Origin of the sequence: Bacillus sp. RB3, assembly GCF_030164735.1 — a bacterium.
In the GTDB taxonomy this organism is placed as follows: Bacteria; Bacillota; Bacilli; order Bacillales; family Bacillaceae_G; genus Bacillus_A; species Bacillus_A cereus.
In genome coordinates, this window is the sequence record NZ_JASNGE010000057.1 from 1 (window position 1) to 14,177 (window position 14,177).

Sequence of the window (14,177 nt, forward strand, 5' to 3'; positions counted from 1 at the left end):
TTTGCATAGTCTGACATATCATCATCAAACACATTTCTTCTGTATTTCACGACCAACACAAGGTGATAATACAACAAGAATACTGAATGGTTATTACTATCTAATTTCATTTATATACCAGCCTTTATAATTTATAAGACTGATTATATCAGAGGCAAAATAAAAAAGAAAACCTTTTGGCTACGCCAAACCGAAATTCATCTCCCACCTACCGTCGGGCTAGACCCTTCACACGCTTGAGGAAAGAGAATTCTTTCGGGAAATTCGTTAAATTGATGAGCATGTGGTGCTACCCTGCCCATCAACTTAAGAATCCTCTCTACTTCGTCATAAAGTTTTTATGTCTAAAGATAAAATAAAAAATCCTTACCACTCAAATGTTTTAAAGTTAATGATATGGGCTTAATTTATAAAGTATAAACTACTATTGATAAACCGTCACAATTACTCCGTCCATATTGTTCCCTGAAATTTCATAATGCTGATTTGTCGGGACATTAATGGTCGTGTTGTTTGAAACTTTATAATAAGAAACTTTATATTCTTTCCCCTCAACATTAGTTGAAATCTCCTTTTTTTCCTTCAAGAAATCTAAGTATTCTTCTAAAGTAAATTTCTTTTCTTGCATGATTGCGCTATGAGGCAAACCGACGTAACGTATATGCCATGGCTCATATTGAATGCCTGTAATGTTACTTTTATTTTTCGGGTAGCGTAACACAAAACCGTGCTTCCACACATTTTCTTCAATCCATTTTCCTTCAGGAGCTTTCTCCATTTTCTCTTGAGTTGATCCAACGTCCAGTGATAACCCTAAATTATGTTCACTATATCCTGGTTGGAGTGCATAATCAGAGCCCATTTCTTCATATAACTGTCTTTGCTCTTGAAAATCCCGATAGCCACTACTAATCAAAAAATGATTAACACTTTCTTTTCCTGCCGCATCTATAACGTTCAAAAACTTTTTCACAATATCCTTTGATAAGCGAATATTTCTATCCAATACACCATAGCCTCTTACTAATTCACTATTTTGAGCTACATTTATAATATCAGACCTAACACTATCTTTCTTAACTGAATAATCTTTGTTAACTAATAATAAATCCCCTTTATAAATTTGTTCTTCTGTAACCTCTATCTTTTTAATATTTGCAGCTTTTTCCTTATCTTCTTTTTCTGCAATTTTAACATCAATCTCCTTTTGAAATAATGGTGATATATAAAAGCCTCCGCAGACTATACATAATATAAAAAGAGAAATAAATACCCACTTTTTCATTTCTAGTTCCTCCTTAACGTAACTTACGTATAGAATAGAAAAAATTATTAAAATAAAAAGTAGGGTAAAGTTTAAATTTTTATTAAATTGCTTTGCTCTCCTCTTTTGGCAATCTCACTTCAAATGTTGTTCTAATTACATTGCTTTCAGCAGAAATAGTACCATTATGCTGCTCGACAATATTTTTTGCAATAAATAACCTAAGGCCTGTACCACCTTTCTGCTCCGTTCTAGCTTTATCACCTGTATAAAACACATCAAATAGATACGGTAACTCCTCTTCTGGAATGCTATCTCCGTAATTTATAATTTGTACAACTACCTCTTCACTCTCAATATATCCGTTCACATCAACAAACTTTCCATCATACCCATAGCGAATCGCATTCATTAAAAGATTTTCTAATACTCGTGCTAATAATTTCCCGTCACCGTTAATAGGTAAATGAGGATCCATATTCAATCTCGCCTCTAACTCCTTTTTTTCTAATAACGGATACAATTCTTCATCTAACTGTATAATCAATTCACTTATATCAATCGGTCTTTTTTCAAGCTGCAACATCCCATAATTCATTCTCGTAATTTCAAATAATTCATCAATCAAACTTTCCAGTCTTTCGGATTTCGTAAAAGCAATTCTGGAAAAATGTTTAATTTGTTCCTTCGTCAAATTCTCATCTTTAAGAATTAAATCTAAATAACCTAAAACGGATGTTAACGGCGTTCTTAAATCGTGAGCTAAGTTAACAATTAACCGATCCTTACTATTTTCCGCAAAATCTCCTCGTTCAACTGCTTCTTTTAATTTCTCACTCGCTACATTAATTTCGCAGGCGATATATCCAAACTCATCATTGGATGAAACACGAACTTGATTTGTAAAATCACCGTTTGCAAGATGATGAATCCCATTGGAAATCTCATCAAAATATTTTAAATACGGTCTAGTAAGGAAGAAGAAAAACATAATGGATAGAGGGATAAATATAATTAAAAAGAAGTTAACATCCCCAATTTGCCTTATCATTGAACGAAATTGAGCTAAGGGATCTTCATAACGAACTGTTGATTTATAATAGAGCCGTAATCCCTCATACATCATATACGTTACGCCAGCAGCTAATATCATGCTAAACGCAAATAGCATAACCATCTCCGAACGAAAACCTCCATTGAAAGTATACCCTACTCCCCAAACTTTTTTTATTAACTTATTCTTTCTTTTATCTTCCCCAAGCTTCTTCCGCAACGTACGAATGTGTACCATAACTGTATTCCCACTTTCATAATAATCATCTGCCCATACTTGCTTAAATATATTTTCCACACTGTACACTTTCTTCGGATGACTCGCTAATAAGTATAAAATATCAAATTCCATTGGCGTTAACCCAATTTGTTCTCCTTACACATTTACTGTTCTTTGCTCACGGCCAATAACAACTCCGCCTATTTCTAAAGCGGATTTATTCTTCACTACTTTCGGCTGATTTAACGTAAGAAATCGGCGTAGTTGTGCATTTACACGTGCAACTAATTCAATTGGTGTAAAAGGTTTCGTCATATAATCGTCCGCGCCTAGTACAAGACCTGTCACTTTGTCTAAATCAGACGTTTTCGCACTTAAGAAAATGATTGGCATATGATGTTTCGCACGAATCTGCCTCGTCACTTCATATCCATCCATTTTTGGCATCATAATATCTAACACAACTAAGTCGATTGACTGAGACTGAATAACGCGAATCGTCTCTTCTCCATCAGCCGCTTTCACAACATGATACCCTTCTTTTTCTAAATGTATCGCAATTAAATCAGCAATTTCCACTTCATCATCAGCTATTAGAATTGAAATTCAATTCATTTTACCCAACTCATATATCATTTCGTTTCTATTCTATTGGCGTTCTAAAAAATTTACTCATTATATATTTTCATACACACGATTTTATACTAGTCCACTCTGCTTGTACAATAGGGAAATTCAGTCGAGATACGTGTAAAACTAGGTCATAGTAATACATTATTTACCCATAAGTGTTTTTCAATGATATTTGTAACATAAACGATCGTTTTTGTTACAAAGAATCTTATTATAAAATTACAGTTTGGTTTTATGTACTTACATCAACTGCAAATACAAATTCACAATAGATTTTCCATTTTAATATCTCTGCATTTTATCTTTACATCAGCATGTTATTCTCCTCAAATAAGTATCTTACATTTATTAATAATGAAAATAGTGAAAGACTTTTAATTGGTTAAATTAGAAAAGAAAGTATTTTTTCGAGAAAATAAATCGAGGGGAAGATAGAATATGGAAAGAACAATTTTAATTGTGGAAGACGAAGATATTTTACGTGAAATTATGAAGGATTATTTACTAAATGAAGGATATAAGGTGTTAGAAGCGATTGATGGAAAAGAAGCATTGTCTACATTTGAAGAACATGAGGTACATTTAATTATTCTAGACATTATGTTACCAGAATTAGATGGTTGGACGGTCTGTCGACGAATTCGTAAAACATCTAATGTGCCTATTATTATGTTAACGGCTCGGGTTGATGAGGATGATATCTTACTCGGATTTGAACTAGGAGCAGATGATTATGTTACAAAACCATACAGTCCACCTATTTTATTAGCAAGAGTAAAACAATTAATTGAAAGTCGATATTCTTCTACTGTTAATGCAACTAATGAATCTAATGAAGACACATTAACTAGTAGTGGGATCCATGTACATTTCCCTTCTCGTACAGTAACTGTAGATGTGGAAGACATAAGTATGACTCATACAGAATTTAAAATATTGACGTATTTAATGCAAAATCAAGGGATTGTGATTACGAGAGAACAACTAATCACTAAAATTTTGGGTTATGAATTTGTTGGAGATGATCGTACTGTCAATAGTCATATCCGTAATCTGCGTCAGAAATTAGGAAAAAAAGCAACTTGTATTGTAACTGTTGTTAGAACTGGCTATAAATTTGAGGGACAGGTATGAAAAAAGGAATTGTATTAAAGTTATTTATATTAACAACGGCATTATGTACACTTATTTTAGTAACTATTTTTATTGGACAAACCATATTTTTTAAGCAATACTACGCGAATCGAAAAGTTAATGATATCAAAATAAATATTCAATCCTTTGAAAAAGCATATAAAAAAGCTGGAGATGATGCGAAAGCAATTCAAGAATTGGAACAAAATTTCTATCAAGAGAATGCGACATGGATTAAAACGCTAGACAGTGCAGGCAATATAAAATATGCAAGTGATTTTTCTTTAGACATTCAATTAGATCCTTCTCAAAACAAGCTTTTTTCTAATAAAGTAATTAGTATTCCATTGTATAGTTTAGTCAATTTAGAAGATATAGAAAGGATAAAAGATAGTTTAAAGCAGGGGAATCATATTATTATCGATGGAGTACAGGAAGGTGATATAGTAGTCCCTGCGATGTTAGCAATGAAAGAGATGAATGTTAGGCTGGAAAACAAGAAACTGTCAGAAAGGTTATATGGGCCAAAAGCAGTATCTTCAAAAGAAAGTTCACAGTTATATTTAGGAAGTATTAAGAACGTGCAGTTACCGGAGGGTATTGTAGGAACTAACTCTATTTACGGAAATCGTGTGTTTATAGATAGAATAAAACAATTTCAGGTTGATTTAATATTAAATCAAAAACCAAATAATATTACTTCTACAGAAATAGTGGATTATGAAGAAAATGATATTAAATATAAACTATTAATTAAACCAATAATAGATGCAAATGGTAAGACAAACTATATTTTTACTATGACATCATTGCAACCAGTTGATGAAGCTGTGCAAATGATAAAGGATTATTATGTATATTTAATTATCTTTGTATTGATTTTAATCGTTTTGATATCGTTTTATTACTCAAAAAAAATCGCCAAACCACTATTACAAATAAATGATACTACAAAAAAAATTGCTGGTTTAGATTTCTCAGAGACGATACCTATTACTACAAAGGATGAGATAGGTGATTTATCACAAAATATTAATACACTTTCTAAAGCTTTACATTCGTATATTAATCAATTACAGCAAGACATAGAGAAAGAAAAGCAATTAGAAAATACACGTAAAGAATTTATCTCTGGTGTTTCACATGAGTTAAAGACGCCTTTAAGTATAATGAAGAGCTGTATTTCAATTTTGGAAGACGGTGTTGCTAGTAATAAAAAAGAGTATTACTTTAAAGCAATGTCAAAAGAAGTGGATAAAATGGATATGCTCATTATTGATATGCTGGAGTTAGCAAAATTCGAGTCTGGTACGTATAAAATGGAAATGGATGCTTTCCATATTGATGAGATGATTGATTACATATGCGAACAATTATCCTCGGATATAACGGCTAAGCAATTACATGTCCATAAGCACCTTTCTAAAATTGAAGTTGTTGCAAACCAGCATCGAATAGAACAAGTTATTACTAACTTTATTACCAATGCGATTCGTTACACACCAGAAAATGAAAATATTATAGTGTCGGTTATAGAAGAAAAGGAACGTGCGAAAGTATGTATAGAAAATAAAGGAGCTCATATCGCACCAGAACATTTAGCGAAAATATGGGATCGTTTTTATCGAGGAGATACGTCTCGTCAACGCTCCAAAGGTGGAACAGGGCTAGGACTTGCTATTTCAAAGAATATTTTAGAATTGCATAGTGTACAATATGGTGTATCAAATACTGAAGATGGTGTATTATTTTTCTTCTATTTAAATAAAAGCGTGTAGTATTTGAGTTCTACACGTTTTTATTATTTTTAAACAAAATTGACCTTATCTGCACTTTATTTTTATTAGCGTTTATTAATTATTTTACACTCTAACAAAATAGGTAAATAGAAAAATACTATTCTTTCTATATCTCAATCAGGAAGAATAGTATTTTTTTTGGGTGTATAGGGCTAATGCTCGTGATATTATACATATTTATTCACCAGCAATTGAATGTTTGTTCGCTATTTATTCGGTGTATAAGCAATTCTCGAATTCGGGAATTAACTTAACTTTATTAGAGAGGCAAATACTTTTCTAAAGAGTAAATTAAAGTATTCTTTAACTGATTTCGACATTATCTGCATCTTATCTTTATCCCTCTCTATTAATCTATTTATTATAAGAACCGCTTGAAAATACTGAGTCAACCAAATAAAGGTTCGGATTTATAAATAATTAATATAAAAATCAATAGAGAAAGGATAGATAAATAATGAAAAAAACAAAAAATAAGAACAAAACAGGTGTAATAACTAAGGCAATTATATCGCTAGGAGCTGTTCTAGCAACGGCTTGTTTCATGTTCTTTTTAATTGGAAAATTTAATTCCACTCCTGCGAAAGGGATAGCTCAAGAAAGGATTAAACAAGTTAACACGAAGCAACAAGAAAAGAAAAGTGAAACACCACCGACAAAACAAAAAAGGCCGGATGGAAAACCTGTAGGAAAAGTAGTCTACTTAACATTTGATGACGGTCCGAGCACATTAACTGGTCAATTTTTGGATGTATTAAAAGAGAACAATGTTAAATCAACATTTTTCATGCAAGGAAGTAATTTGCAAAATACCAGTCTTCAGGAAAATGTAAAACGAGCAATAAAAGAGGGGCATTATATTGGTGCACATAGTATGACACATAATAGCAATAAGTTATATAAAAATGGGCAATTTGTACCAGAGATGAAAGAAACTCTAGCTCTTATACATGAAATTACAGGTACAAGCCCTAAATTAGTTCGCCCCCCATATGGTTCCGCACCAGGTCTAAAAAGCGAAGAAATTCGTAACCAAATTGTAGAATCTGGAATAAAAGTCTGGGATTGGACGATTGATTCTCATGACTGGGAATTAAAAGATAATCCAACTCAGATTGCAGAAAATGTAAAAAAACAAACAACAGAGGATATAGAAGTTGTTTTGATGCATGAAAAACCACAGACATTACAAGCTCTTCCTGAAATTATTAAATTTTATAAAGAGAAAGGATATGAATTTGGTGTATACAATGATGCAGATCATTTCCACCTGAATTTCCAGAAAGATCAACGTTTATAGTATGTAATTATCTTTGAAAATTGGTTTTTATCAGTAAAAACGTTACCTGATTTTACCGATAAAAACACTGTAAGAAAGGAAATTGTATATGATTTTAAAAAAAATTACAATCTCATTGATAAGTATCATTTCCCTAGCAGCTTGCGGGGATCCAGATAGTAAGAAAGACATTACTAGTTCAGTCAATAAAATAGACTCTTCTTCTATCACCCTTGAAAAAGAGTCCCCCTCTTCGTCTAATATAGATACTTCTACATTTAAATCAATTTTTAAAGCAAGTGTATTTTTAGGGGATTCCATTACAGATGGACTTCATGATCTTGATGTATTAGACGAAGAAAATATTATAAGTGGTATAGGGAAATCAATTGGAGATGCTCAAGAAAATGTAGAGCAAGTAGCCAATCAAAAACCGGAAAATATATTTATTCTACTTGGGTTATGTAATCTTACTGAAACAAAAGAATCTGCAGTAACCCAATATTCTCAATTGATTCAAAAAATAAAAGAAAAATTACCTAATACAAAAATAAATATCCTGTCAATTACACCAGTTACACCAGAACGTATACAAAAAGAAGAGCGTTATAAAAATATTAATGATTTTAACGAAGGATTCAAAATGATAGCAAAAAAAGAACAAGTGAATTTTATCGATTTATCCCCGATATTTAAAGATCATCCAGATCTCTATATTAAGGACGGCATACATTTTAAGCCTGAATTCTATCCAATTTGGTTGGCATATTTAAAAAATCAATTAAAATAAACAAAAACATGTTTGTATTATTAATTTACTACTTTTAATGTGTGTAATGTTTATATAAAACTAATGTAAAAAGGAAGTGAACTATTGCAACTAGCAAGAATTCGCTTCCTTTTTATTTACCCCCACTTATACTCAATCTCAGAAATATAAGTATCAAATTATTCTTCTGTTAAGTTATTTAATAGCTAATTTTCAAACTTTACATTCTTTAAATTATTTCTATCTTATCTGCACCTTATCTTTACTTGTAAAGATTAATCTATATATTGTAAACGAAAGGTTCGCATTGAAAATAAAAATAGCATCGCTATATACACCATCGCTTACGAAATAATGATTTGAGAGGAAGATAAAAATGTTAAAGAAAGTATGTGTTTGTCTAGTTACGGGGACCATTGCATTATCCTCCGCAGCCTGTGTAAATAAAGGAACTGAAAAAACAGCAAATAAGGTCAATCAAGAGGCTGTGCATGAAAAAAAATCGAAAAATAGTGCTTATAAACCTATTTTTAAAAACAGTGTATTCTTTGGTGATTCCATTACTGAAGGAATGATTGATCAAGAATTAATCGATGATCAAAATATTATTGCTGACAAAGGTAAAGTTACAGCAATGGCTATAGAGGAAGATGTTAACAAAGTAGTAGAAAAAAAACCTGAACATATTTTTATGAGCTTTGGAACAAATGATTTACTGATGCCTATGGATCTTGAAGGAAAACCTATCGAAAATCCAGTCAAGTTTTCAATAGATAACTATTCAAAATTAATACAAAAAATAAAAGAAAAACTTCCAAATGTAAGCATACACCTTTTATCTGTTACACCAGTTATAGATAAGGTATTACAGGAATACCCACAATATAAACATATTGATGAATATAACGTGAAACTTAAAGAATTAGCAAAAGCTGAGAAAGCAGAGTACATTGATTTATCTCCAATCTTTGAAAAAAACAAAGATTTACATGATCAAGATGGTGTACATTTTAAAGCAGATTATTACAAGCTACTACTTGAACAATTGAAAAGTTCCGTTAAGTAATGCTTACACCTAAAATTTACAGTTCTTCTGTGAGAATTGTAAATTTTAAATAAAAAACACAGACAAAACTGTTGTAGGAGGTGAAAGAACAATGGTGTTCAGTAGTTTAATTTTTCTTTTCTTATTTTTACCATTAACACTTGTTATTTATTACGTATCACCCAAAGTTCTTAGAAATTTTATATTATTTATCGTCAGTCTCATTTTTTATGCATGGGGTGAGCCTGTGTATATAGTCATTATGATATTCTCCACCATATTTGACTATGCTAATGGTGTACTTATAGATAAATATAGAGATCGCAAGGGTATTACAAAAGCAATATTTATTAACTCCATAATAATAAATTTAGGGATACTCGGCTTCTTCAAATATTACGGTTTCATGGTGGATAATATCAATACGATTTTCAACTTAAATATTGAGGTTGATCCCCTACCTCTTCCAGTAGGAATTTCTTTTTATACTTTCCAAACTATGTCTTATGTAATTGATGTTTATTTAGGGAAAGTACAAGCACAAAAAAACATTATTTCTTTTGGAACTTATGTTACGATGTTCCCTCAACTTGTTGCAGGCCCTATTGTAAAGTACAGTGATATCGATAAGCAATTACAGGAAAGAAAAGTAACATTCGATCGTTTTGGTCAAGGGATGGAATTATTTATTAAAGGGCTTGCGTTAAAAGTACTTTTAGCTAACAATATAGGACTTCTTTGGACAAGTGTAAAAACAACTTCTATATCAGAACTTACCATCCTGACAGCATGGATCGGGATTATTGCTTTTGCTTTCCAAATTTATTTTGACTTTAGAGGATATTCAGCTATGGCTCAAGGGTTAGGTAAAATGTTTGGGTTTGATTTTCCAGAAAACTTTAACTATCCCTATATCTCAAAAAGTGTAACTGAATTTTGGCGTAGATGGCACATATCATTAGGTTCATGGTTTAGAGAATATGTGTATATTCCTCTCGGTGGAAATCGGACCGGATTAATCAAACAACTTAGAAATTTATTGATAGTTTGGTTCTTAACAGGATTGTGGCATGGCGCAAATTGGAATTTTATTGTTTGGGGATTGTATTTTGGATTATTTGTAACACTAGAAAAACTATTTCTTTTAAAATGGCTTAAAAATAGAATGAGCTTTATTGGACATGTGTATACACTTATCATTGTTTTAATTGGATGGGTATTTTTTGAATTTGAAAACTTAGCAGTAGCAATGAATTTCTTGAGAACAATGTTTGGGTTTAATCAATCTGTTTTCTTGGATAATGAAACGCTATATTATCTAACAACTAATTTTATGTTATTTATTGTCCTAGCAATTTGTTCAACACCATTTCCCCAAAAAGCGTTTGGATATATTAAAGAAAAGTTGAAGCTTCCAGGTGCAATTGGCATTCCCGTTTTCTATGTAGTACTAGTAGTTCTTTCAACTGCTTATTTAGTGAATGACACATATAATCCATTCTTATATTTTAGGTTTTAATGAAAACCTTTAGAACAATGAGTTTGTATTTAGTTTGAAAGAGGTGAGTTACTTGAATCAGTATGAAAAAATATACAAATACACAATGGCAGGGTTATTGTCAATATTTATAGGGGGAATGTTTAGTATAAATTTACTAACTCCCAATAAAACATTTTCAGATGCAGAGAATAGAAAGCTAGAACAGTTCCCAACTTTCTCTTTTCAAAATCTAATAGAAAAAAAGTTTACTTCTAACTACGAAAAATATATTTCTGATCAGTTTGCATTCAGGGATTTTTGGATAAATGTGAAATCTGATATAGATTACACACTAGGAAAGAAAGAAAATAATGGCGTGTATATCGGTAAAAATGGTTTTTTACTTCAAAAGTTTAGTAAGCCTGAAGAACAAGATGTAAAAAACAAAATAGAAGCAATAAATGATTTTCATATTGCTAATCCTAATGTGAAAATGCAAGTCATGTTAGTACCTACAGCAATTAGTATTTTGGAAAATAAACTCCCAAATTATGTTTCTCATGGTGACGAGCTTACGTATATTAATAAAGTAAAAAAATCTTTAGATAAGGATATAAACTTTATAGATGTATATCCTGTATTGAGTTCAAAAAAGGATGAATATATATATTATAAAACCGATCATCATTGGACCACCAAAGGCGCATATTATGCCTATCAAGAACTGGGTAAAAATATGAAATTTACTCCTAATGAAGATGGGTCATTCAACATTAAACAAATTACAAATAGTTTTTATGGATCCCTATATTCAAAAGCAGGTTTTAGAAATATAGATCCTGATAGTATTGAATTATATGAGCCTAAGAAAGTGAAAAAATATAAAGTGGAATATATTGATGGAAATAAAACATCTACCTCTCTTTATGAAATGGAGAACATCAAGAAAAAAGATAAATACACGGTATTTTTCAATGGAAATCATCCATTAGTGAAAATAACAACTAATAACGCGAATGGAAAAAAATTATTAGTTGTCAAAGATTCTTATGCAAATTCTTTAATGCCTTTTTTACTACCACATTTTAGTGAAATCCATATAGTCGATCTTAGATATTATACAGATAGTCTAAATATGTTGGTACAGAAAAATAAAATCAATGATATGTTAGTGCTTTATAATGGAAATACCTTCTTTGAAGATGCATCTATTAATAACATATCCGAATAAATAGATTTATCCACACCTTTAATTAATTTATGTTCATGGCTGTATTCATTAAATATAAAGCGTTAGAATCCTTGTTCAAATTAAATATTTAAAACAACTAAATAAAAGGAGAATTTATACTAATGACACATTTGTTGAAATTTTTTAATATAAAATTCGTTATTACTATTATAGTTTGTACGATTACTTTAGGATCTTTAAGTGGTTGTTTTGGAAAAAAAAATAACGTTAATAGCCTTTCAGCTACAGAAATAGGAGAGAAAATTAAACATGTTACTAACCTAGAAGAAATGAAGGAAGGAGATAGTAAAAAGCTTCAAAAGCTATATAACATAAATACGGATGAAGTCGAAAGCTTTGTGTTATATACTGCTCCTACAAATATCAAAGCTGATGAAATCACTGTAATGAAAGTAAAAGATGTGAAAAATGTAGAAGACATTAAAAAGAAAATTTCAAATAGGGTCGAAAAGCAATCAAAAAGCTTTAAAGACTATCTTCCAGACGAATATTTTTTAATAGAAAAACATGTCTTAAAAACAAAAGATAACTATATCCTGTTTGCAATATCAAAGGATGCTGATAAAGTTGAAAAAATATTTGATAAACTTTTAAAGTAATCAACTTCTAAATTAATAACTACGCCAAAAGCTGATTTTCTTTATGTTAAGGAAATCAGCTTTTTCTTTGTAAAATATTTTTTAATACAGGAAAACCGGATTTTTATTTTCTATAAAATTTATTAACGTGGGTTTTATATCGAAGTACATATGCTGTACCTTGAAGCACTTTTCGTAACACCGTTATAATAAACGGCAAATGAAGACTGAAAATTCAATCTCTTGATGAGAAATACATTTAACCCTTTCGTTAGTTTGGAAAATAAAGTAAATTTAAATTGTACTAAATATTAATGAGGGGGATTAAGTCATGAAGAAAAATAAAGCGCTTTCAGTCTTGCTATCTACAACCTTAGCTTTTGGCATTAGCTTTACCGTACTATCATTTCCGATAGATGCTAATGCAGCATCAACTACTAAAGTAGAATTGCTTGCAGGTGATTTATATTCTAAAACGCAGTACGTAGATGTCCATTATCCAATGGGAAAATCACCAGCAAAAACCTATTCATATGATCAGAACGGATATAAAGGGATATTAACTCTTTATTCGACTAAAGTAACGGATTTTGGTGGAATTATGGCAACTTACAAGGGGACAGTAACTTGTAAGGCTCCATGCATGATGAAAAAGTAATACTTCATAGTTACATAGACTTAGCCATATGTACCTATTTTTCCACATATCTCGGCTGTATCCCTATGTGGAACTTAAATTGAAGTATATGTACTGTACCTTGAAGCACTTTTTGTTTTATAATTACACATGAGGATTTTATCTATTGTGACAGAGTAATGTTGCAAATCCCGTGTGGGGGACTTTAAAAATACCGCAATCCATCAAACTCTAAGATCCCTTTTAGAGTCAATTGCCAATCAATTCATATCATATTTACAACAGTAAAAAGCAAAACATCCTTTAAATGATGTTTTGCTTTTTTTATTTATATAATTACGGTACGTGAAATTATTATGTTAGCCATAAAAAAAAGCCCCTTGAAAGGAGCACTTATTTTACAAGATACTGTTCTATTTCTTTTAGTAATAGTTCTGCACCTTCTGGACTTAATGTTATCTTACCATTTGCTAATGCTATGTTACGATTTGACACTTCCCCTGTTAATGCACAAACATGACCAGGCTGATACTTCTGTAAAATGATGTCTTCCCCTTCTACAAAAATCTCTAATGGTGATTTTTCTTTAATCCCAAGCGTATTTCTAAGTTCCTTTGGAATTACTATACGACCTAATTCATCCACTTTTCTAGTTACTCCGGTTGCTTTCATCCAGCATATTTCCCCATTTCATTATCAATTTGTACCCAAGTTATTCTTTACTATTGTAACAGGCTTTCCCCATATATGAGAAACATAATGAACCAAAAAAAGACCATCATTATAAGAAATTCTTTAAACCCTTGCTAAAAGGAAATACGCCCTTCTTCCATTCTACACGCCCCCTTTTCTCTACAAATTATAATTGTGTTACCCCCAGATATGTTAAAATTCATTTGAAACATTGCTTTTGGGAATACAATTGCTATCATAATCGCGATTTATTTTCTACAAACTGATTGGGTTCCAACCTAAATTGCGGTGTTATTCCGCAGTCCTTAATAAATTGTTAAGGACCTTTTTTATTTGTCCTT

General features: G+C 31.0%; 13 protein-coding genes and 1 pseudogene. 9 read left to right on the forward strand and 5 right to left on the reverse strand.

The window, feature by feature from the left end; translation table 11 throughout:
- The 4 genes and pseudogenes from QO049_RS29385 to QO049_RS29400 all read right to left on the reverse strand — a co-directional run.
- A partial coding sequence (locus tag QO049_RS29385) for a transposase (RefSeq protein ID WP_170925765.1) occupies positions 1–110 on the reverse strand: 110 nt, incomplete at its 3' end.
- Between the two features lie 314 nt (positions 111–424).
- On the reverse strand, positions 425–1,285 hold the full coding sequence (locus QO049_RS29390; RefSeq protein WP_284489749.1) for a M15 family metallopeptidase: 861 nt from the start codon (positions 1,283–1,285) through the stop codon (positions 425–427).
- 82 nt (positions 1,286–1,367) lie between these two features.
- Entirely contained in the window at positions 1,368–2,441 is a 1,074-nt protein-coding gene (locus QO049_RS29395) for a sensor histidine kinase (protein WP_481748642.1), read from the reverse strand.
- A gap of 15 nt (positions 2,442–2,456) precedes the next feature.
- Positions 2,457–3,143: pseudogene (locus tag QO049_RS29400) on the reverse strand (response regulator transcription factor); the annotation flags it as partial.
- Positions 3,144–3,608: 465 nt separating this feature from the next.
- Between QO049_RS29400 and QO049_RS29405 the strand changes: the two are divergent.
- The 9 genes from QO049_RS29405 to QO049_RS29445 all read left to right on the forward strand — a co-directional run bounded on the left by QO049_RS29405 (position 3,609) and on the right by QO049_RS29445 (position 13,164).
- Entirely contained in the window at positions 3,609–4,304 is a 696-nt protein-coding gene (locus QO049_RS29405) for a response regulator transcription factor (protein WP_284489750.1), read from the forward strand.
- Entirely contained in the window at positions 4,301–6,082 is a 1,782-nt protein-coding gene (locus tag QO049_RS29410) for a sensor histidine kinase (protein ID WP_284489751.1), read from the forward strand. Before QO049_RS29405 ends, QO049_RS29410 begins: the two co-directional genes overlap by 4 nt.
- A gap of 478 nt (positions 6,083–6,560) precedes the next feature.
- Positions 6,561–7,403 (forward strand): polysaccharide deacetylase family protein, encoded by an 843-nt coding sequence (locus tag QO049_RS29415; protein WP_284489752.1) that lies wholly within the window; start codon positions 6,561–6,563, stop codon positions 7,401–7,403.
- A gap of 88 nt (positions 7,404–7,491) precedes the next feature.
- Entirely contained in the window at positions 7,492–8,172 is a 681-nt protein-coding gene (locus QO049_RS29420) for a GDSL-type esterase/lipase family protein (RefSeq protein WP_284489753.1), read from the forward strand.
- A 355-nt stretch (positions 8,173–8,527) separates the two neighbouring features.
- Entirely contained in the window at positions 8,528–9,217 is a 690-nt protein-coding gene (locus tag QO049_RS29425; protein ID WP_284489754.1) for a GDSL-type esterase/lipase family protein, read from the forward strand.
- 91 nt (positions 9,218–9,308) lie between these two features.
- Positions 9,309–10,715, forward strand: a complete 1,407-nt coding sequence (locus QO049_RS29430) for an MBOAT family O-acyltransferase (RefSeq protein ID WP_284489755.1) — start codon at positions 9,309–9,311, stop codon at positions 10,713–10,715.
- Positions 10,716–10,767: 52 nt separating this feature from the next.
- Positions 10,768–11,907: a DHHW family protein gene (locus QO049_RS29435; RefSeq protein WP_284489756.1), complete on the forward strand. Its 1,140-nt coding sequence runs from the start codon at positions 10,768–10,770 to the stop codon at positions 11,905–11,907.
- A 122-nt stretch (positions 11,908–12,029) separates the two neighbouring features.
- Complete coding sequence (locus QO049_RS29440; RefSeq protein WP_284489757.1) at positions 12,030–12,527, forward strand: DUF4358 domain-containing protein; 498 nt, start codon at positions 12,030–12,032, stop codon at positions 12,525–12,527.
- Positions 12,528–12,837: 310 nt separating this feature from the next.
- Positions 12,838–13,164 (forward strand): hypothetical protein, encoded by a 327-nt coding sequence (locus tag QO049_RS29445; RefSeq protein ID WP_284489758.1) that lies wholly within the window; start codon positions 12,838–12,840, stop codon positions 13,162–13,164.
- Between the two features lie 372 nt (positions 13,165–13,536).
- Here QO049_RS29445 and QO049_RS29450 read toward each other — a convergent pair whose 3' ends face one another.
- Positions 13,537–13,815 (reverse strand): AbrB/MazE/SpoVT family DNA-binding domain-containing protein, encoded by a 279-nt coding sequence (locus QO049_RS29450; protein WP_016513366.1) that lies wholly within the window; start codon positions 13,813–13,815, stop codon positions 13,537–13,539.
- Between the last annotated feature and the right edge of the window lie 362 nt (positions 13,816–14,177).